The organism is Actinoplanes octamycinicus (assembly GCF_014205225.1).
Lineage (GTDB): Bacteria > Actinomycetota > Actinomycetes > Mycobacteriales > Micromonosporaceae > Actinoplanes > Actinoplanes octamycinicus.
The window spans coordinates 6,789,562-6,809,601 of record NZ_JACHNB010000001.1; the positions used below are offsets into that span (position 1 = coordinate 6,789,562).

The following is a 20,040-nucleotide window of genomic DNA, read 5'->3' on the forward strand; positions in this document are numbered from 1 at the left end:
GGTTCGGGCTGATCACTCTTACCTATCGGAGGGAGTTCGACCGTGCGACGACTGCTCGTGGCCACCCTCGCCACAGCGTTGACGCTCGCCGGCACCGGCGTCGCGGCACAGGCACACCAGAAAGCCGCGCCCAGCCCCGGCGGACCGGGCATCGGCGACAGCTACTACCCGGACTACGGCAACAGCGGGTACGACGTCTCCCACTACGACATCCGGCTGCGCTACACCCCGGCGACCGACAAGCTCACCGGCACCACCACGATCCTGGCCACCGCGCTGCAGGACCTGAACCGGCTCAACCTCGACTTCGTCCTAGACGTCTCGTCGATCCAGGTCAACAACCGGCCGGCCACCTTCACCCGGCAGGGCGACCACGAGCTGGTCGTCACCCCGGCCCGCACGATCGCCAAGGGCGGCGCGCTGACCATCGTGGTGCAGTACTCCGGCGTGCCGTCCACCAAGGTCGCCGCCGGGTTCACCGCCTGGACCCGCACCCCGGACGGCGCCCTCGCCGTCGGCGAGCCGGAGATCGCCTGGTGGTGGTACCCGAGCAACGACCACCCGTCGGACAAGGCCACCTTCGACGTGTCCGTGTCGGTGCCGACCGGCGTCGAGGCGATCAGCAACGGCGTCCAGCCGCGCCCGCCGGTGCAGGAGACCCTCGGCTACACCCGGTGGAGCTGGCGGTCACTGAAACCGCAGGCCACCTACCTGACCTTCCTGACCGTCGGCCAGTACGACATCACCACCGACACCACCGCCGACGGCTCGCTGGTCTACAACGCCTACTCGCAGCTGCTGGCGCCGGACTTCCGGGACGCCGCGCAGGCCAGCGTGGAACGCACCGCGGAGATCACCGACTGGGAGTCGACCGTGTTCGGGCCGTTCCCGTTCGAGGCCCGCGGCGGGATCGTGGTCCCGCCGAACACCCTCGGGTTCGCCCTGGAGAACCAGACCCGGCCGAACTACTCGTCCGGATTCTTCCGCCGCGGCTCGAACACCTCGGTCGTCGTGCACGAGAACGCCCACCAGTGGTTCGGTGACTCGGTCTCGGTCCGCACCTGGCAGAACATCTGGCTCAACGAGGGCTTCGCCAGCTACGCCGAATGGCTGTGGTCGGAGAAGAACGACGAGGGCACCGCCCAGGAGATCTTCGACTACCTGTACGCCACCTACCCGGACGACGCGCCGATCTGGACCACCGCGCCCGCCGACCCGGGCGTCGCGGAACTGTTCGGCGACGCCGTCTACGACCGCGGCGCGCTGACCCTGCACCAGCTGCGGCTCGCGGTCGGCGACGCCGACTTCTTCGAGATCCTGCAGACCTGGACCGCCGAGCACAAATACGGCAACGCCACCACCGAGGAATTCACCGCCCTCGCCGAGAAGATCTCCGGCAAGGACCTGGACGCGCTGTTCCAGGCCTGGCTCTACACCCCGTCCAAGCCGGTCGTCGCGGCGTCGCTCGCCCGCGCCGCGAAGAGCACCCCGGTCGCACCGAAGTCGTGGGCCCAGATCAGCCAGACCCACGAATTGCTCCACCAGCGCTGATTCGTCACCAGCGGATGTGCCCTTTCCCGCGGATTTCCACGGGAAAGGGCACACCCCATTTTCGGTACGCTCAGGAGCCGGGCGGCGGAGGGACACGGCGTGGGCGCGATCGAGACGGCGTTGTTACGCACGGCGGGTTCGGTCGTGGCGCCGGCGCTGCGACAGTGGACCGGCCGCCGCCGGCAACGACGGGAACGCGACACCGCCCTGATCGACCTGATCGGCGCCGGAATCACCGACGATCTCGGGCTGCGCCGGGCCGGCCGCCGCCTCGACGACATCACCGACACCGTCTACGAACGGCTGTACCCGCTGATCCGCGGCCGCGACGTTCCCGACAACGAGGTCGCCGCGGTCCTCGACGCGGTGACCGACACCCTGCGGGTCGCCGACCTGTCCGACGCGGCGATCTTCGCCGACGACGTCGACCCGATCCTGATCGCCACCCGCCTGCGCCGGCAGCTGCCCGCCGTGCCCGAGCGGGCCGGACTCAGTGATGCGGGCACGCACCTGTACGCCAGGGTCCTGGACGAGTGCTGCATCTGCCTGACCCAGCTGGTCGTCCAGCTCGGCCCGTTCCCGGCCCGGGCCACCGTGCACACCCTGGAACGGCTGACCACGGTCGCCGACGGTCTTGCCCAGGTCCTCGCCCGGCTGCCGGTGACAAGTCTGGACGCCCCGGCCGGTACCGGCCACGACAGCCCGTTCCGGGGCCGCTACCTGGCCCACCTGCTCACCGTGCTCGACCACCTGGAATTGTTCGGTGTCGACGTGCACCGCTACCGGCTGCGGACCCCGCTGAGCATCGCCTACATCAGCCTGACCGTCACCGGCGGCGAGGCCCGCAGCCCGCGCCGGGGCGGGCACCGCTGGGATCCCGGCACGCTGCGCGCCGACGGCGACCGGGACAGCGCCTCGGTCCGCGCCGAAGAGGCCCTCGGCGACGGCGCCCGGATCCTGCTGCGCGGCGACGCCGGCTCCGGCAAGACCACCCTGATGCAGTGGATCGCGGTGACCGCGGCCCGGCAAGGTTTCACCGGGCCGCTCACCGACTGGAACGGGCGCACCCCGTTCCTGCTCCGGCTGCGTGACTACGTCAGTCAGCCGCTGCCGGCACCGGAACGCTTCCTCGACCTGATCGCAGCCCCGATCGCAGGACTGATGCCGCCCGGCTGGGTGCACCGGCAGCTCGACGCCGGCGCGATCCTCTGCGTCGACGGCGTCGACGAGGTGCCCACCGGCCAGCGGCGTGACGTCCGGGACTGGCTGCGTGACCTGCTGGCCGCCTACCCGGACGTGCGGATCGTGGTCACCTCCCGGCCGGCCGCCGCGTCCGCCCACTGGCTCGACGCCGAAGGCTTCACCTCGGTGTTCCTGGAACGGATGGGCCCGGCCGACATCACAGCCCTGATCCGGCACTGGCACGAGGCGGTCCGCCGGGCCGGCGACCTGCCCTGCCAGCCGCGCTCGCTGCCGCGCTACGAGCAGCGGCTGCTCGCCCAGCTCGACAGCAGCGCCCACCTGCAGAACCTGGCCGGCAGCCCGCTGCTGTGCGCCATGCTGTGCGCGCTCAACCTGGACCGGGACAGCAACCTGCCGCGCAACCGGATGGAGCTCTACCAGGCGGCCATCGACATGCTGCTGCACCGCCGCGACTCGCAGCGCGGCGTGCCCAGCCCGCTGCCCGAGCTGACCAGCCGCGACCAGGCGCAACTACTGCAGGAAGCGGCCTGGTGGATGACCCAGAACGGCCAGACCGAAGTCACCCGGGCGCAGGCCGAGCAGCGGTTCACGCATCGGCTGGCCGGCATCCGGCATGTGAACGCGCCGGCCGGCACCGTGCTCGACCACATGATCGAACGCAGCGGGGTGCTGCGGGAACCGGTGCCGGACCGGATCGACTTCGTGCACCGGACCTTCCAGGAGTATCTGGCCGCGCGGGAGGCCGCGGATCAGGGGCATGTCGGGGCGCTGCTGGAACACTCGCACCTGGACACCTGGCGGGAGACGGTCATCCTGGCAGCTGGGCACGCCAACGCGCCGGTCCGGGCGCAGCTGCTGAGTGGGCTCCTCGATCTCGCCGCGGAGCAGCCGAAACAGACTCGCCGGTTGCGGTTGCTGGCGGCTGCCTGCCTGGAGACCGCGCCGGCCGTGGAGCCGGGGTTGCTGACCCGGATCCGGGGGCACCTGCGGGACCTGCTGCCGCGATCGGTCGCCGAGGCGCGGTCCCTTGCCTCCGTCGGAGAACCGCTGCTCACCGAGCTGCCGGCCGATCTCGGAGGGTTGAGCGAGGCGCAGGCGGCGGCCACCGTCCGGGCTGTCGCGCTGGTCAACGGGCCGGACGCGCTGGACACGCTGGCCCGCTATCGTCGGGATGCGCGGCCGGGCGTACAGAAACAGCTTGTCTCTGCCTGGGAATTCTTCGATCCCGGCGACTATGCCGACCGGGTGCTCGCCGACGCGCCCCTCGACCACGGTGCGGTACGGATCAGCAGCCCGAGCCTGCTGCCGGCACTGTCGCGGCTGCGGCAGCTCACCCACACCCGGTTCTGGTCCGAGCAGATCCTCGACCTGGAACTGTTCGCCGACACGCCGCACCTGGACCAGCTGTCGCTGGGGACCGGATTCACCGGCAGCCTCGACCAGCTCGCCGGGCACACCGATCTGGACATGCTGCAACTCGGCGCGCGCGGGACCCCGCTGGACCTCGCGCCGCTCGCCACGCTGACCAGCCTGACCAGCCTCTACCTGCTCAGGCTGACAGCCGGCCAGCAGCTCACCGCGCTGACCGGGCTGAGCAACCTGTCCCGGCTGGCCGCGATGGGCTGCGCCGGAGTCGACAAGCTGCTCGACAACTTCCCGGGCCTGACCCAGCTGCAGATGGCGCCGCCGTCCTCCTGGCGGCCCGACCGGCTCGCCGGGCTGACCCGCCTGTGGTCGCTGGTTCTGTCCGGCGCCGCGAGCCCGCTCGGCGGCCTGCCCGGCCTCGTCGACCGGCTCGGCCCGCGCCTGGTCAGGCTGAGTCTGTGGCAGTGCCGGTGGGTGACCGATCTGGAACCACTGACCCGGCTACCGGCGCTGAGGACCCTTGAGATCGACAGCACCGCGGTGGCGGACCTGAGCCCGCTGGCGCGCCTGACCGGGCTGGCATGGCTGTACCTCGGCGACACCGAACACGTTCTCGACCTCACGCCGCTCAGCAAGCTGCCCGCGCTCCGGGATCTCTGGATCACCTCGCCCGCGCCGGGGCTTGACCTGACACCGCTGCGCGGCAAACGAACCGAGGTACACCTGTCCCGGAAGATCAACCTGGACGGTGTGGCCCGGCCGGAGGGGCTGCGCATCCACCGGTTCTGAGTTTTTGTCATACCTGGCGCCTAGGGTGCCGGTGTGTACTTCATTCAGCGCTGGCGTGAAGAGACGCCCCTCGGCAAGCGGGTCACCGCGCTGCCCGGCGTCACCGTTCTTGACTGGTTCCGGCAGGGCTGGCGGCAGGACGACCCGGAGAAATGGGTCGGCGAGCAGCTCGACGGCGGGCCCTACGGCTTGGAGTCGATCTTCGAGCGGGCGCGGGAGCGGCAGCTGCCCGAGCCGGAGACCATGGATCAGCTGCGCGAGCTGCTGATCGAGCACCTGTGGGCGGAGAGCGACGACGACCCGCGGGTCGGCTGGCACACCGTGCGGGTGCGGACCAACGACGACGAGACCGACCTGGCCTATTACTTCGTCGACGACGCGATGGCGGCGGACTATCCGGAGACCTTCGCCTTTCTGCTGCACGACGCGTGGCCGCTGCCGGGCGACGCGGTCGACGCCGACTTCGTCCACGACGTCCCGGTGCAGACGGTGGCCGGGTCGTCCGGGCCGGGAGCGGTCTTCTCGGTCCGGCTGGGGTTCGACCACCGGGGCGACGGGACCAGTCTCGACCTGGCCGGAGCGGTGGCGTTCCCCGGGCTGACGCTGCCGGAGCTCGCCGCGCACCTGGACGGCGCCGCCGACGCGGACGCCGGCGCGTGGCCGCACGACGCCCGGATGCTGCGTGCCCTGCTCGGCACCGGCGAGCGCGACATCGCCGCGGCGCTGCGGCGGTTCGCCCGGCTCTACGGCTACGACCCGACGCCGGGCGACCTCACCGCTCGCCCGGCGGCCGGCGAGCCGGCGCTGCCCGAGGCGCATCCGCGCACACTGGTGCGCGCCGACCCGCATCTCGTCCAGGTGGCCCGCTACATCGACGACTTCTGGGGTTATGACCAGTGGTTCCTGTTCGACAGCCACTGGGCGGCCGCGCACCCGCTGCTGGCCCGGTCGCTGCTGCGGTGGGCCGCCCACTGGGATCCCTGCGAGTTCTGACGGCGCGGGCTTCCGTGTCCCGGCGCGGGTTTCCCGTCCGATGCGGGCGGGGAGCCCGCTCAGCCCCTGCCCGCGCCGGGCGGCCCTCAGGCAGCAAGTAGATGCCTCTCCCGCCCGACGCGGAGCCCAACACGACGATCATCCATGCATCAGCGATGGTTGCCTCGGCCGCCGGACGCGACGCCGCAGTTTTGGCAAACTCTCCACAGGTCCCAGTCCTCCTGGCCGCAGACCAGGCACCTTCCGGCCCGGTCTGGCCCTGCGGCGCACGCATCGAGCACCCGGTCCACCACGACGGGCAGCGGTTCGGCCGGATGCTTCTGCGGGTCGGGGCAGTAGGCGATGTCGTGGCAACCCCAGGAGTCCCACGGATGCAGCGCCGCTGGGACGCGTCTGCCCTGCCACTTCTGCAGGCGTCGCTGGGCGGCGAAAGCGACCGCCCTCGACAGCACCAGAGCGCGGGCGGTCTCCACCTCGTCGAGGGCGCGGACCAGCGCCGACGGATCGGCCTCGATACCTCGCGGGATGCCGTGCGTGGCCGCCAGATGATGCCAAGTGGCGTGGAAACCATACGGCGCGAAGTGATAGAGGCAGTTCCGCAGACGCACCCGCCGTTGTCGGGGGTCGAGGCTCTCATCACGAACCCGGCGCGCGGTCGCGGGAAAACTGGTCACCCCGGAATGATCACAGAGCCGGTCTGCTGACCATCGACGCCGGCTCCTGCACAGAACAGCCCGGACCCGCCCGCCCCGAGCCGGTGACCAACAAGGACCGCGATGGGGATGCTGACTGAGCCATTTTCTTGATCAAACCAAGGCGTCGGGACGACGGCCGCGACTCGCCTATCACGTGGAGTGGTCTCATGTGGCGCAGGTCACGGGATCCCGGATGTCACAGACGGGCGGTGGAGGATCTCTCATCACTCGTCACCAGGAAGGTCCGGTGACAGAAGGAGACATGATGAAGGCGATGGAGTTGGCCCGGTTCACGGTGGACCCTCAGGATGTCGAGGCCATGCTCGCCGCCCGGCCCGCCATGGTGACCGCGCTGCGGGAGCGGTTCTCCGGCTTCGAGTCGCTGCGCTTGGTTCGACTCGACGAGCGGACGTGGCTTGATGTGGTGATCTGGGCCAGCCGCGCGCAGGCCGATGAGGCAGCGGCGACGGTGGGCGACATGCCCGAGTGCCGGGCCGCGTTCGCCTACATCAAGGAGGTTGTGTCCATGGAGCACGCCGAGGTCGTCTTCGCGGGTGACCGTGCAGCCTGAGATCGACGGGGCAGGCGGGCCGGACCTGGAGGGTCTGGCCCGCCGGGCCGTATCCGGCGAGCCCCGCGCCCTGGAGCAGCTGTGCCGCGAGCTGCAGGACCTGGTCTATCGGCTGGCGCTGCGATTCTCCTCCGATCCGCAGGCCGCTGCGGATGCCACCCAGGAGATCCTCATCCTGGTCATCACGCATCTCGCCGAGTTCGAGGGCCGGTCAAAGCTGACGACCTGGGTGTACACCATCGCCTCCCGGTACCTGCTGCGGACCGTGCGGGGACGGGTGGAACTCAGCGTCGCAGGCCCGGAACCGTTCGCCGACTGGATCGACCGCAACCTCGCCGCGGAGGCCCCGGCGGGGTACGACGACGCGGAGTATCGGCTGCTCGCCGGGGAGGTCCGGCTGGCCTGTACCTACGGCATGCTGCTGACGCTGTCGCGGCCGCTACGGCTGGCGTACCTACTCGGTGACCTGATCGGTCTGCCCGACGTCGAAGGGGCGCAGGCTCTCGAGATCAGCCGGGAGGCGTTCCGCCAGCGACTGGCTCGGGCCCGCACGATCATGCGCGGAATCATCGCGGACCGGTGCGGGCTGGTCCGCGCCGAGCACTCGTGCCGATGCGACCGGCAGATCGACTCGAGCATCGCCTACGGCATCCTCGACCCACGCCGGCCCGTTTTCAGCACCTTGCCCGGCGCGACCGCGCCGATACCGGCCGACACCCTGGCCGCGGCCGCCCATGAACTGGATTTAGCCACTGCGATTGCCGAGGCATACCGGTCCGGGCCGCACTATCGGGCGCCGGATGATGTATGGCAGGCCCTGCAGCAGGCATGTCCGGCCCTGACCGGCTGAACTGCGCCGTTAGGTGCACAAGCTGGTCCGTCACGCAAGGTGACGAGGGAAGCTTATGGGAGGCGGAACTGGCGACAGTTGAATAGGCGGTCTCACCAGTAGGGCGGCCCGTCAGGGGCGGACGGCGGCGAGTTGGACCGCCTGCGCGACCAGGGCGCCCTTGGCGTCCCACAGCAGCGCGGTCTCGTCCATCCGGCCGCCGGTCACCTGCGCCGAGCGCATCGTCATCCGCAGCGGGCCGGGGGCGGGCAGCCGCCGGACGTAGGCGGTGAGGCTGATCGTCGGAGCCCACCCCTGGATGCCCAGCGCCAGCGACACCGGCGGGCTCGGGTCGAGCGCGACGAGCAGGCTCAGCGGATCCCAGTCGGTGCCGTCGGCGAGGCGCAGGTGACCGCCGACCAGGCCGTCCTTCGACGGCCGGCCCATCGCGAAGCCGAGGCCGGCCGGGTCGAGGCGGTGCTCGACCACGTCGAGCAGGTGGACCGGGAACGCGGCGCCGGGCGGGTTCGACGGCAGGTGCAGGCACTCGTCCTCGGCCGGCAGCTCCGGCGCCGGCAGGCCGGTCCACCAGGGTGCGGCGTCGTCCAGGACGCCCTGGGTGACCAGCGACTCGGCGCACGGCTCGCCGCCCTGCAGCAGCCGGGCCCGGTACTGCGCGGTGCTGCGGCCGGCCCGCAGCAGCTCCACGGCGACCGTCGCCTCGCCCGGCTGCGGCGGCCGCAGGAACGTGGTGGTCATCGCGATCGGGTGCGGATGCGCGTCGCCGGCCGCCCCGGCGACGGCCCGGGCGACGACCGCCATCAGGTACCCGCCGTGCAGCTTGTCGCCGACCGCCCACTGCGGGTCCAGGTCGGCGCGGAAGCCGTCAGCGGTCGGCTGGACGGCGGTGGCCTCGGTGAAGCTGTGCATGCCGCCACCCTAGAGGCCGCTCGATCACGGTGCCGGGCCGAGCTCGCTGATGTCGTACCCGTCCGGGTAGCTCTTGGCCCGCAGCCCGTCGGCGAACCGCGGCACCGTGCGCGGCCGCCCCAGATGGCGCAGCGCCAGGGCCCGGCCGCGCAACCCGAGATGCACCGCGGCGCGGATCGGCCAGGACGGCTCCGGCACTCCGGTCGCGGCCCGCAACCGGTCGTCGTAGAGGGCGCTGAGCAGCGCGTCCTTGAGCCCGCCGGGCGTGACCAGCAGCACCCGGGTGGCCCGCTCGATCGCGGCGGCCGGCGCGTTCGGCACCAGGTGCTCGGCGTCGTAGGTGTCGAACCAGGACTCCAGCTCGGGCAGGGTGTCCGGGATGCCGGTCACGCCCATCCGCCGGCCCAGCTCGGCGTAGAACCGGAACGTCGCGCGGCGCTCGTGGCAGCACGGGCGGCGCCAGGCGTACCGGTCCAGCCAGCGCAGCGGGATCACCACACAGCAGGCCAGCACGTAGCGGTACTCCGCGGCGGGCATGTCCCGGTACGGCCGGTGGATCTGGTTGATCCGGCGGACCGCCGCCCGGCCGCGCGGATGGTCGAAACCGTGCAGGATCATCTCGTACATCAGCAGTCCGGTGTCGTCGCGCCGTTTCTGCGCGCGCTCGGTCAGCTCCCCGGTCCCGGCCAGCACCGCGGCCACCGCCGGCGTCGAGAACGACCGGTTGAAGCCCAGGTTGAGGCCCAGTTTCATGTCGAACGGGAACTCCACCAGCAGCATCTGCCGGTAGATCTCCTCGAAGTCGACCTCCGGGTCGAGGGACTGGATCCGTCGAAGGTTGTCATACCGGCGCCGCATGCGACCCCACCTTAAACACTGCGTCGGAAAGCCGACGAGGGCGGTGCCGGCCCGCGCCAGTGGATAAATAGCGGCTGATGTCCGACGGGTTCCTCACCCGGCAGATCTCTGGGACGCTGCTGGTGGTTGCCCGTCGCCGTGGTACTGCTGGGAGGTTGCCGCCCGTGGAGACAACCGGCTGGATGTGGACGGTCACCCTGGTCGGTCTCGGCGCCCTGGTGCTGCTCGACCTGGCCATGGTCGCGCGGCGGCCGCACGAGCCGTCGCTGCGCGAGTGCACGTTCTGGGTGGCCGGCTACATCACCCTCGCCCTGCTGTTCGCCGGCTTCGTCTGGCTGCGCTGGGACGGCGAGGCCGCCGGGCAGTACCTGGCCGGCTGGCTCACCGAGTACAGCCTGTCGGTCGACAACCTGTTCGTCTTCGTGATCATCATGTCCCGGTTCCGGATCGAGCGCCGCTACCAGCAGAAGGTGCTGCTCGTCGGGATCATCCTGTCGCTGCTGCTGCGCGGCGCCTTCATCGCCCTGGGCGCCGCCGCGATCAGCCGGTTCACCTGGGTGTTCTACATCTTCGGCGGCTTCCTGATCTACACCGCGGTCCGGATCTTCGGCTACGACAACGACGAGCCGGAGTTCACCGAGAACCTGATCATCCGCTGGGCCCGCCGGGTGCTGCCGATGACCGGCACCTACCACGGCGCCCGGCTGACCACCCGTGACGCCCTCGGCCGCCGCCGGCTGACCCCGCTGATCGTGGTTTTCATCGCGATCGGCACCACCGACGTGATCTTCGCCCTGGACTCGCTGCCGGCCATCTTCGGCCTCACCGACGAGCCCTACCTGATCTTCACGGCGACCGTTTTCGCGATGATGGGGTTGCGCCAGTTGTACTTCCTGCTCGGCGGCCTGCTCGACCGTCTCGCCTACCTGTCCATCGGCCTCGGGATCGTCCTCGGCTTCATCGGCGTCAAACTGGTTCTGCAGGCCCTGTCCGAAAACAATCTGCCGTTCGTCAACGGTGGCCGCCCGGTCGGCTGGGCCCCGCACATCAGCATCGGCGTGTCCCTGTCGGTGATCGCCGGCACCCTGGCGCTGACCGCGATCGCCTCCCTGATCAAGGCCAGACTGGACGCCTCTGCCAAGGTTCCCCGCTGACCCGCGTGGTCATCTGCTACCTTCCGCGCGTGAACTGGTATTCCGTACGAGGGGTTTTCGCGTTCGGTGGTGAGCGGGTCACGACCTATGAGGAGCGGCTGACGCTGTGGCAGGCGGCGGACGTCGACGCCGCGATCACCCTGGCCGAGCGGGAGGCGGCCGCCTATGCCGCCGATCTGGACGGGTGTGCTTTCACCGGCCTGCTGCAGGCCTATGCGATGAACGACGCTCCAGGGCACGGCGCTGAGGTGTTCTCGCTGATGCGTGACAGTGCCTTGGCCCCGGATGACTACCTGAGCGGGTTCTTCGACACGGGTGCCGAGCGTCAGGGCACCTCCGGCGGCTGATGGCACCGCGTCGCCCGCCTGGGCCGGTTATCCACATTCTGGGTTCGTCCACAGCCCACCCCATCCGATCATCGGATTACCGCGACACTGTCTTGCGGGGGTTCCCCCTGGGACAGGGTGGGGTCTGACGATCTTCGGGTTGAGCCTCATGATCTGCGATATCCCTGCTGGGGCGCCGTTCGCCGGTCCGGGCGACCGGCGGGCGCCGCGAAATCTCAGGAGAATCGTTCCTGGACAACCGGGACCCTGATCTTGGGCGGGGTGCGGGACATAGGGTGTCGGGATGGCGCTGCGACTTGTTCAGGCGAACCTCAAGGCACGGGACGACTCGGTGGTGGGCCGGTTCTGGGCGGAGGCGCTCGGCTGGGTGGCGCGCTCGGCGGTTCCCGGGGCGACACTGGTCGCGCCGGAGGGGTTCGTGTGGACGGAGCCGGACGCCCCGGTCTGCCTGGACGTCATCGCGGTTCCGGAGCTCGCCACGGTGCGGTACCGGGCGTACCTGGAACTGGCCACCATCTCGGCGGAGCACCGGGCGGCGCTGGTCGCACGCCTGCGGGAGCGGGGCGCGACACCGGTCGACACCGGCCGGGACGGCACCCCGGGCACGGTGCTGGCTGATCCGGAAGGCAACGAGTTCCGGGTGCTGGAGCCGCGGGACGCCGCCCGCGGCGCCGGGCCGATCGCCGCGGTCGTGATCGCCTGCGCCGACCCGCGGGCCATGGCGCGGTTCTGGGGCGAGGCGATGGGCTGGACCCCGCACGAGATCACCGCCGATCACGCACGGTTGCGCTCGGCCAGCGGTTCCGGACCGTTCCTGGAGTTTCGCCGTACCAGCGCGCTGGACGAGATCCGGCATCGCCTGCACCTGGACGTGGTGCCCTACCGCGGCTCCGACCAGGTGACCGAGGTGGCCCGGCTGCGCGACCTCGGCGCGACACCGGCCGACGTCGGGCAGGGCGACGTGTCGTGGGTCGTGCTCGCCGACCCGGAAGGCAACGAGTTCTGCGTGCTCGCCCCCGCCTGACCCCGGCGCGCCGGACCCTGAGCTTGAGGTGACGACGGCCGTGGGGGACGGCGTTGGCCGGGCGCTGACGCCGCACCGCCCGGCCGGACACCGCGCCGTCAGCTGGTGGGCTTGCCGAACCAGCGGCCGAGCTGACCGTCCAGATCCCGCTGGTCGTCGCCGACCCAGGCGACGTGGCCGTCGGGGCGCAGCAGCACACCCGGGACGTCCAGCGCCGCGGCCGGATCCGCGACGTGATCGACCCGGTCCGCCCAGCCGCCCACACTCAGACGCTCGGTACGGTCCAGCAGCAGGCCACGGCCACGGTGCATCCGGTCGTACAGCAAACCCTGTTGCACGGCGACATCCGGCAGCCGGCGGCCGAGCAGGTCCGGGCCGGGCCCGAAATCGTAGCGGACACCGATCGCGGTGATCTTCTCCAGCAGGTGGCGGTTCACGTCGTCGAAGTTCATCAGCTCGATGAGCAGCCGCCGGACCGCCCGCGCGCCCGGCTCGGTGGACGACAGCGCCACCTGGGCGCGGGTGTTGTCGAGCACGTCCGCGGCGACCGGATGCCGCTCGGCGTGGTAGGTGTCGAGCAGCGTGGCCGGCGCCCAGCCGCGCACCTGGGCGGCCAGCTTCCAGCCGAGGTTGACCGCGTCCTGCACGCCCAGGTTGAGGCCCTGCCCGCCGATCGGCGGGTGGATGTGCGCCGCGTCCCCGGCCAGCAGCACCCGAGCGATGCGGTAGCGCTCGGCCAGCCGGGTGGCGTCACCGAACCGGGACAGCCAGCGCGGCGAATGCACCCCGAAGTCGGTGCCGGCCACCGCGCGCAGCTCCCGCCGGAAGTCCTCCAGGGTCGGCGGCACCGTCCGGTCACTGACCCCGGCGACCGGGATGATGACCTGATAGCCGCCGGGCCCGACCGGCCGGACACTGAACCGCCGGTCGTCCGCGGCGACCTCGGCCACCCTGGCGGCGACCACGTCCGGCGCCACCCCCACCTGCAGCTCACCCATCAGCGTCTCGTTGCGTGCCGGCTCACCGGGAAAACCGACCCCGAGCGTTTTGCGTACGATGCTGCGCGCCCCGTCGCAGCCGACCAGGTAGCTCGCCCGCAGCCGTTCCCCGCCGGCCAGCGTGACCGTCACCCCGGCGTCGTCCTGCGCGAACCCGGTCACCGCGGCGCCGCGCCGCACCTTCGCTCCCTGGGCGACGGCGTGGTCTTCGAGCAGCTGGACCAGCACCGGCTGCGGGATCCCCAGCAGGTAGGCGTGCGCGGAGTCCAGCCCGGCGGGCGCCGGTTTGTCGATCGCGGCGAAGTAGCTGGCGGCGGGCCGCTGCCGGCCGTGCGCCCGGACCCGGTCCAGCAGCCCGCGCATCGCGAGCAGCTCCAGGCTGCGGATGTGCAGGCCGACGATCCGGACGTACGACACCGGCTCGGTGTCGCGCTCCACGACGAGCACCCGCACGTCGTGCAGGCGCAGCTCGGCGGCGAGCATCGCCCCGGCCGGCCCGCACCCGGCGATGATGACGTCGAAGTCGGTGCGGGAGCCCGGCGCGTCCGCGGTGAGATCCTGGCCGGCCGCGTCGGCGGTGACTGGCGAAGAGTTCATGAGTGGTGCCTTCCGAGAGTGCCTGGTCTGGCGCTCCCGGCGACACCTAGGTCAGTCGCCCGGCCGTGACGGCGAGAGGGAGCACCCACAGCGATCCAGCAGTCATGGGTCTCACCTCCTCAAGCAACGTCACGGGCCCTTGCAAGCTACAAGCCGCGCGCTCACCCGTCCACCCCTCCCCCACCCCTGGATTACTGGATTGCTATTACCGGTAATCCAGTAATCCGGAAGGACGCCAGAAACGGACAAATCTCCACTACACCATAGTGACAGTTCTGTTGTTACCGGCAGCCGATATATATCGGCAGCCGATGTATTGGGCAGTCAAGACGCGGGAGGGTCGCACTCCAGGTGCCGCGCGGTGGGCACGCAGAGACCCGGGCGTCATCGCCGGGAGGGTCGCGATGGCTGCTGCATCGGTGCCGCTCCTCGGCGGCCGACCCGACCGCACGGTCGCGGATCACGGTCTCGGCTACAACGCCGGCTCCTGCGTGCCGGTCACAGGTGGCAGCCTGACACGAGACGAGGGTGCGCGCGGGCATCCGATCACCGTGGGCGGGGAGGCGGCGACGTGGAGGCGAACGACATCGACTGGAGCGGGCCGCAGGGTTCGTTCAAGCTGCGGGCGGCGGGGGTCGTCTCGGACGGGGAGCGGGTTCTGGTGTGTGCGGTGGACGGGATCGACGGGTGGTTTCTGCCGGGTGGGCGGGTGCGGTTCGGGGAGGACTCGGCGGCGGGGCTGCGCCGGGAGCTGTGGGAGGAGCTGGGGGTGCGGGTCAGCGTGGACGGTGGGCCGCTGCTGGTCGCCGAAGGGATCCGAGACGCGGGCGGGGTGATCCACCAGGAGGTGTGCTTCTACTATCCGGTTGCCTGGCCGGAGCGGGTGCCGCCGGAGCCGGTGACCGGCCGGGACGGCAACCGGTTCCGCTGGGTGCGCTTCGACGACCTGGCCGGGCTGCCGTTTCTGCCGCCGGAGATCCTCGGTGTGCTGACCGGCCGCGTCGGCGGGTTGCGGCACGTCTGCTTCGACCGCCGGGCACCACGGCCCGCCGAGCGGGGCAAAAGTCCGGATCATGGCGGGATGACCGGGCGGCGGGCCTAGATTGAGGGCGTTCCGCACCCCGTGAAGGCTCCCGTGGAGGCGCACGTTGCCCGCTGCACGCCGTACGAAAACCGCTCTGCTGTCGTTGCTCCTCGCGGCCGGGGCGCCCGTGCCGCCGGTCTGGGACCATCCCGGCTTCGACGCCGCGGACAGCTATGCCAATCCGCACGAGTCGGGTGTGGTCGCGAGCAGCGTCGGCCGGCTCACCCGGCAGTGGAGGGTGACGCTGCGCGACGCCGAGGAGAGCTGTGCCCGGCCGGGTCCGCCGGTGCTGGCGCAGGGCCGGCTGTTCGTCCACGACCGGCGTGGTCTCGCCGCCCACGCGACCCGCGACGGCGCGCGGGTCTGGAGTCACGACTGGCTGGATCCGGGGGACGCGTCGTCGTCGCAGCTGGCCTTGGACGGCGGGGTGCTGGTCGCGGCGACCAGCACCTGCCGGTCGCCGAGCGACATCACCGGGCAGGTCACCGTGCTGGACGCGGCGACCGGGCGGGTGCGCTGGCAGGAGCAGTTGAGCATGCCGGCCGACTACCTGGTAGTGGACCGCGGGGTCGTGGTGGTCTCCGGCAGTTCCGGAATGTACGACGACGCGGCGACCGTCGCCTACGCGGCGTCGACCGGGACCGTGCTGTGGAAACGGCCGCACCACCTGGCCACGAACGTCTCCGCCGGTGGGCTGGTGCTGCTGCGCCGGGTGCCGGGCGAGGACGAGGAGCCGGTCCCGCCCGCCGAGACCTCGGCCGTGGCGATCGGCAGCGGGGCGGCTCGGTGGACCCGCCCGGGTGATCGGTATGCGCAGGCGGCCGGCCCGGATCGGATCTACGTCACCGACGGCGCCGGCGGGCTGGCCGCGCTGCGGGCCGCGGACGGCAGTGTGGTGTGGCGCAGGCCGATCGAGGCGGACGAGTACGTGCGGTCCGGCCGGGCCATCGACCTGCTCGCCGTCGACCCGACCCGGATCTACCGCGCCTACGCGGGTGCGGTCGAGGCGCTCGACGCGGCGACCGGCCGGCAGCTCTGGCGCACCGCGAAGACCGGCCAGGCCCGGCAGCCGGTGGTGGCCGGCGATCTGGTCTACACCGGTGGCCCGGTGCTGCGGGCCGGTGACGGGAAACCGGCGAGGGCTTCGGTTGTCGGGGATGTGGTGGTCGCCGGGGGCCGCGTCTACCAGGTGGACGGGTGGGCCCTGGCCGCGCTGGTGCCGTAGCCGCGGCCGGCAGCCGACCCGGTCAGATCCCGGTCAGCACCCGCTGTGCCTCGTCCGCGACGTCCGGCGAGGTGACCAGGGCCCACCGGTCGAACAGGTCGTGGAAGTACGCCCCGTGCTCGGCCAGCAGCGCCGGATTGTGCTCGATCACGTCGAGTTCGTTGACCACGCACAGGTCGACGAACGGCATCAGCCGCGCCCCGTCGAGCCGCACCGCCTGGCCGGTGAACCGGTCGTGCACGGTGGCGGTCTCGGCCAGCACCGGCCAGGTCTTGTCCCGGTCGCAGGCTCCGTACAGGTAGACCAGGTCCTCGGCGGGTGCCCCGATCACCGCGCGCAGCCGGTCGCGCGCCGAGGGGTCCAGCAGCGGCCGGGGGAACCCGTCGGTGCCGTAGGTCGCGTGGGTCAGCCCGGCCAGCTGCAGGTCCCGGCCGGCGCCCAGCTCGGCGAGCCGGTCGGCGACCCGGCACAGGTGCGCGTACAGGGTGCCGCCGGGATGCTCGATCGTCTCGGCGCCGTTCTCGCGCAGGAACGCCTTCGCGCTGTCGAAGCTCATAGATGCACGGTAGGCGGGTTCCGCCCCGGTTTCGAGGTGAGCTTCACCCTTGCGGGGCGGGCCCGGCGGCGGGTTGGCTCGGCGGATGGGACTCATCGCGTACGACGACACCGACGCCGCCGCTTTCCAGGCCACCCGGCACCTGCCCGGCGACGGGCTGGCCCCGTGGCGGGAGGCGATCACCCGGTACGTGACCCCGCGGCCCGGCCTGCGGATCCTCGACCTGGGGTGCGGCACCGGCAGCTGGACGCGCGCGTTCCGGGCGTGGTGGCCCGGCGTCGAGGTGCTGCCGGTCGACCCGTCCCCGGCGATGCGCGAGCGGGCCCTGGTCGCGCCGGTGCTGGCCGGCGACGACACGCACATCCCGGCCGCCGACGCGAGCCTGGACGTGGTGTGGGTGTCCACCGTGATCCATCACGTGCCGGACCTGGGCGCGGCGGCCCGGGAGATCCGCCGGGTGCTCGCGCCGGGCGGGACGGTGCTGATCCGCTCGGCGTTCCCGGGCCGGCACGACGGGTTGACGCTGTGCCGCTACTGGCCGGAGACGATCACCGTGCTCGACCGGCGGTATCCGGGGGTCGCGGCGATCGAGGCGGCGTTCGGCACCGCCGGGTTCGCCCCGGTGGCCCTGGAGCCGGTCACCCAGGTGTCCGCGCCGTCGCTGGCCGTGGCCGCCGCCGAGCTGCGGCGCGAGGCGCACACGCTGCTGCAGCTGATCAGCGACACCGCGTACCGGCAGGGTCTGGCGCGGCTGCGGGCCGCGGCCGCGACCGTGACCGGCCCGCAGACCGACACCCTGGACCTGCTGGTCCTGCGGTGACCGGGCCGATCGGCCTGACCTTTATCGTGAGGCGTGCTCGAAGCTCGTCTCGTCGCCACGGCGCCCGCGCCGCTGGACCCGGTCCGCGCTGACCCGCCCGTGGTGACCGGGTCGCTGCTGATCCAGCGCGGCGACACCGAGCTGGCGGCGGCGGACCTGGCCGGGCGGTGGCCGCCGCGGCAGTTCCCGGCGCCGTGGCCGCGGTTGTTCGGCACGGTCGCCGTGTCACCCGCCGGTGACCTGGCGGTGTTCGCCGGGGTGCACGCGCTGCGGGCGGTCGACGCGGGCGGCGGGCTGCGCTGGGAGCTGCGGCACGGCTGCTGGTCGGCGGCGGCCTGCGACCTCGCGCACGTCTCGTTCGCCGAGTACGCCGGCGACACCGGTCACGTCTACGCCGGCCGCGGGTCGGTGGCGTTCTCCCCGGACGGCCGCCGGCTGTGGGCACACGTGCGGTCCGGCGCGCACGACGAGCAGTGGCTGGTCGTCGACCCGGCTGACGGCACGGTGCTGGCCCGGGCGGCGACCGGCACGGCCGGGTCCGCGTCGGCGCCCGTCCCGCACCCGGACCCGGCGTTCATGGGGTTGACCGTCGACGAGGAGCCGCCGTCGCTGTGGGGGCACGTCGACGGCGGCGAGCTGCGCGTGCGCCGCTTCGACGCCGGGGTGCTGCTGGCGGCGACCCCGTCCGGCGCGCACCTGCTGGCCACCGATGCCGGGCAGGGCACCCTGACGCTGCACCGAGCCGCCGACGGGCTGCCGGTGGGCAGGCTGCGCGCGGACGCCGCGGTGCCGGCGCTGCCCGGCGAGGACCAGGTGTGCTGGGACGTCGAGGCGGCGGCGCCGTGGGACGACGCGGCGGTGGCCGGCACCGAGGATTTCACCGGCCCGGTCCGGCACTGGCTGGTGGCGCTGCCGGCGATGACCGTGCGCGGCCGGATCGATTATCCGTTTCCGGTTGCCGGCCCGGCCCGGCCGGCGACCCCGGGCCGCTGGTGGACTCTCGCCCCGGACGGCGCGGCCGTGCACGTGTGGACCCTGGACCGCGGACCTGACGTCTGAGAGGCCTGTCTCGTCGGGTGGGTGACCGACGTCGACCAGGGAGGCCCCGTGTCCGCCGCTTATCTCACGCTCACCGTCGTCACCGCCGTGCTGACCGCGAGCGCTGCCGTCACCTACCTGATCGGCCACGAGTATCCGAAGGCGCAGCTGCGGATGAAACGCCTGCCGATGTGGTGGATGGGGATGCTGGGCGCGATCCTGGCCGCCGGCGCCCTCGGGCTGCTCGCCGGTTTCGCCGTGCCGCCGCTGGGCACGGTGGCCGCGGCCGGCCTGGTCGTCTACTTCGTCGGCGCGCTGATCGCCCACCTGCGGGTCGGCTCCCGTAACCTGCTCGGCTGGGCGATCTTCTTCAGCACGACGGTCGCCAACCTCGCCGTCAACCTGCTGCACTACTGACCGGTCCCGGTCCGCTGCCGCCCGCGGTCACCCCCTTTTTTTCCGGTACGACCGGAGTCGCGTGCCGGTCGGCACGCGAGGCCCGGCCCCGGCCCGACCGCTGCGCGGGTCGTGCGGGTCCGCTGTGCGCTGACAAGGCGGTGCTGATCCTGGCCATCGGCGGGCCCCGGTCGCGGCCGAATTTTCGTCGGCGTCGGGGGGCTCTGGGTTGCGCGGCCGGCCAGGATCTCACCGCGGACTCGCCGCTGGTACAGGCTGTTGCGGTGCACGCCGAGGTGGCTGAATGACCTGGCTGCCCGGGCCCGGCGTGCACGGGATGACCTCCGTCGCGTTCGGCCCGCGCGGACGAGCGGCCTGTGCCGCGGCGGAACGTGCGGGCGTCGCGCCGGGTCGTGCTAGAGGTCCCACTGCGCGGGCGACCGGTCGAAGTTCGTGCCGAGCGTGATCCGCAGCCGGGCCGGGCGGAAATCCGGCGGGAGGGTGAAGAGCACGGCCTGAGCGCTCTGCCGGCCCGGCGACAGGTAGCCGTTCGACGGGAACTGCCAGCTCGGGTCGACGGGGTCGCCGCTGACGCTGGTCAGGGTCATGTCGGGTGGCGGGTCGGCCCGGTGCGTGGCTCCGGTCGCGTCCTGCACCCAGGCGTCGTCCAGCGAGACGTCGATCGGCGTCGTCCCGAGGTTGCGGACCCGGATCGCGAACGCGTTGATCACCCGGTCCTGCCCCTGGCCGGGCGTGCGGTAGTGGCCCTGCAGTTCGACCCCGGCCCGGGAGCCGTTCGCCCCGGCCAGGATCAGGGCCAGATGCGCGGTGCCGGCGCGGCCCGCCGGGCGGGCGGCGACGGCGGTGACCGCCAGCAGGACGATGCCGGTCACGGCGAGCAGGATCGCCCGGCCGCGGCGGCGGGGCGGCACGTGCGGGGTCGTCACGGCCGGATGTATCGGCGGCCGGCCGGCGCAGTTGAGGCAGCCGGGTGCTCCGGCTGGACCCGCAGGTGGT

Annotated in this window: 19 protein-coding genes; 13 read left to right on the top strand and 6 right to left on the bottom strand. The window is 72.1% G+C overall.

Features of this window, described 5'->3' with window-relative positions; translation table 11 throughout:
• The first annotated feature begins 42 nt into the window (after window positions 1–42).
• The 3 genes from BJY16_RS30300 to BJY16_RS30310 all read left to right on the top strand — a co-directional run bounded on the left by BJY16_RS30300 (window position 43) and on the right by BJY16_RS30310 (window position 5,901).
• Complete coding sequence (locus BJY16_RS30300) at window positions 43–1,551, top strand: M1 family metallopeptidase (protein ID WP_185042958.1); 1,509 nt, start codon at window positions 43–45, stop codon at window positions 1,549–1,551.
• A gap of 99 nt (window positions 1,552–1,650) precedes the next feature.
• Window positions 1,651–4,908 carry an NACHT domain-containing protein gene (locus BJY16_RS30305; RefSeq protein WP_185042959.1) on the top strand — a complete coding sequence of 1,086 codons (3,258 nt, stop codon included), beginning with the start codon at window positions 1,651–1,653 and terminating at the stop codon, window positions 4,906–4,908.
• Between the two features lie 33 nt (window positions 4,909–4,941).
• Window positions 4,942–5,901 carry a hypothetical protein gene (locus BJY16_RS30310; protein WP_185042960.1) on the top strand — a complete coding sequence of 320 codons (960 nt, stop codon included), beginning with the start codon at window positions 4,942–4,944 and terminating at the stop codon, window positions 5,899–5,901.
• 149 nt (window positions 5,902–6,050) lie between these two features.
• Here BJY16_RS30310 and BJY16_RS30315 read toward each other — a convergent pair whose 3' ends face one another.
• Complete coding sequence (locus BJY16_RS30315) at window positions 6,051–6,575, bottom strand: hypothetical protein (protein ID WP_185042961.1); 525 nt, start codon at window positions 6,573–6,575, stop codon at window positions 6,051–6,053.
• Between the two features lie 283 nt (window positions 6,576–6,858).
• Here BJY16_RS30315 and BJY16_RS30320 point away from each other — a divergent pair, with 283 nt between their 5' ends.
• Together BJY16_RS30320 and BJY16_RS30325 are read left to right on the top strand one after the other, a co-directional pair.
• The gene (locus BJY16_RS30320; RefSeq protein WP_185042962.1) at window positions 6,859–7,167 is read left to right on the top strand and encodes an antibiotic biosynthesis monooxygenase; all 309 of its coding nucleotides are present in this window, start codon (window positions 6,859–6,861) and stop codon (window positions 7,165–7,167) included.
• Window positions 7,151–8,017, top strand: a complete 867-nt coding sequence (locus BJY16_RS30325) for an RNA polymerase sigma factor (protein ID WP_185042963.1) — start codon at window positions 7,151–7,153, stop codon at window positions 8,015–8,017. Before BJY16_RS30320 ends, BJY16_RS30325 begins: the two co-directional genes overlap by 17 nt.
• Window positions 8,018–8,128: 111 nt before the next feature.
• Here BJY16_RS30325 and BJY16_RS30330 read toward each other — a convergent pair whose 3' ends face one another.
• Window positions 8,129–8,926: a thioesterase family protein gene (locus BJY16_RS30330; protein WP_185042964.1), complete on the bottom strand. Its 798-nt coding sequence runs from the start codon at window positions 8,924–8,926 to the stop codon at window positions 8,129–8,131.
• A 24-nt stretch (window positions 8,927–8,950) separates the two neighbouring features.
• On the bottom strand, window positions 8,951–9,784 hold the full coding sequence (locus BJY16_RS30335) for an oxygenase MpaB family protein (protein ID WP_185042965.1): 834 nt from the start codon (window positions 9,782–9,784) through the stop codon (window positions 8,951–8,953).
• Between the two features lie 164 nt (window positions 9,785–9,948).
• Here BJY16_RS30335 and BJY16_RS30340 point away from each other — a divergent pair, with 164 nt between their 5' ends.
• From BJY16_RS30340 to BJY16_RS30350, 3 genes are all read left to right on the top strand, one after another.
• The gene (locus BJY16_RS30340; protein ID WP_185042966.1) at window positions 9,949–10,938 is read left to right on the top strand and encodes a TerC family protein; all 990 of its coding nucleotides are present in this window, start codon (window positions 9,949–9,951) and stop codon (window positions 10,936–10,938) included.
• Between the two features lie 29 nt (window positions 10,939–10,967).
• A complete protein-coding gene (locus tag BJY16_RS30345) occupies window positions 10,968–11,285 on the top strand; it encodes a hypothetical protein (RefSeq protein ID WP_185042967.1) in 318 nt (105 codons plus the stop codon).
• A 283-nt stretch (window positions 11,286–11,568) separates the two neighbouring features.
• A complete protein-coding gene (locus BJY16_RS30350; RefSeq protein WP_185042968.1) occupies window positions 11,569–12,309 on the top strand; it encodes a VOC family protein in 741 nt (246 codons plus the stop codon).
• Between the two features lie 98 nt (window positions 12,310–12,407).
• Here BJY16_RS30350 and BJY16_RS30355 read toward each other — a convergent pair whose 3' ends face one another.
• A complete protein-coding gene (locus tag BJY16_RS30355) occupies window positions 12,408–13,904 on the bottom strand; it encodes an FAD-dependent monooxygenase (protein ID WP_185042969.1) in 1,497 nt (498 codons plus the stop codon).
• A 571-nt stretch (window positions 13,905–14,475) separates the two neighbouring features.
• Here BJY16_RS30355 and BJY16_RS30360 point away from each other — a divergent pair.
• Both BJY16_RS30360 and BJY16_RS30365 read left to right on the top strand, forming a co-directional pair.
• The gene (locus BJY16_RS30360; RefSeq protein WP_185042970.1) at window positions 14,476–15,006 is read left to right on the top strand and encodes an NUDIX hydrolase; all 531 of its coding nucleotides are present in this window, start codon (window positions 14,476–14,478) and stop codon (window positions 15,004–15,006) included.
• Window positions 15,007–15,052: 46 nt separating this feature from the next.
• On the top strand, window positions 15,053–16,213 hold the full coding sequence (locus BJY16_RS30365) for an outer membrane protein assembly factor BamB family protein (protein ID WP_185042971.1): 1,161 nt from the start codon (window positions 15,053–15,055) through the stop codon (window positions 16,211–16,213).
• Between the two features lie 22 nt (window positions 16,214–16,235).
• Here BJY16_RS30365 and BJY16_RS30370 read toward each other — a convergent pair whose 3' ends face one another.
• Window positions 16,236–16,769, bottom strand: coding sequence for a DUF6817 domain-containing protein (locus BJY16_RS30370; RefSeq protein ID WP_185042972.1), 534 nt, complete (start codon window positions 16,767–16,769; stop codon window positions 16,236–16,238).
• 85 nt (window positions 16,770–16,854) lie between these two features.
• On the opposite strand from BJY16_RS30370, the gene BJY16_RS30375 reads away from it, so the two are divergent.
• From BJY16_RS30375 to BJY16_RS30385, 3 genes are read left to right on the top strand one after another with little or no spacing between them, the layout of a single operon-like run.
• Complete coding sequence (locus BJY16_RS30375; RefSeq protein ID WP_185042973.1) at window positions 16,855–17,589, top strand: class I SAM-dependent methyltransferase; 735 nt, start codon at window positions 16,855–16,857, stop codon at window positions 17,587–17,589.
• A gap of 33 nt (window positions 17,590–17,622) precedes the next feature.
• Window positions 17,623–18,648, top strand: a complete 1,026-nt coding sequence (locus BJY16_RS30380) for a hypothetical protein (protein ID WP_185042974.1) — start codon at window positions 17,623–17,625, stop codon at window positions 18,646–18,648.
• A gap of 48 nt (window positions 18,649–18,696) precedes the next feature.
• Window positions 18,697–19,044, top strand: coding sequence for a DoxX family protein (locus BJY16_RS30385; protein WP_185042975.1), 348 nt, complete (start codon window positions 18,697–18,699; stop codon window positions 19,042–19,044).
• A gap of 395 nt (window positions 19,045–19,439) precedes the next feature.
• Here the strand turns inward: BJY16_RS30385 and BJY16_RS30390 are convergent, their stop codons facing one another.
• Window positions 19,440–19,970, bottom strand: a complete 531-nt coding sequence (locus tag BJY16_RS30390; RefSeq protein WP_185042976.1) for a hypothetical protein — start codon at window positions 19,968–19,970, stop codon at window positions 19,440–19,442.
• Between the last annotated feature and the right edge of the window lie 70 nt (window positions 19,971–20,040).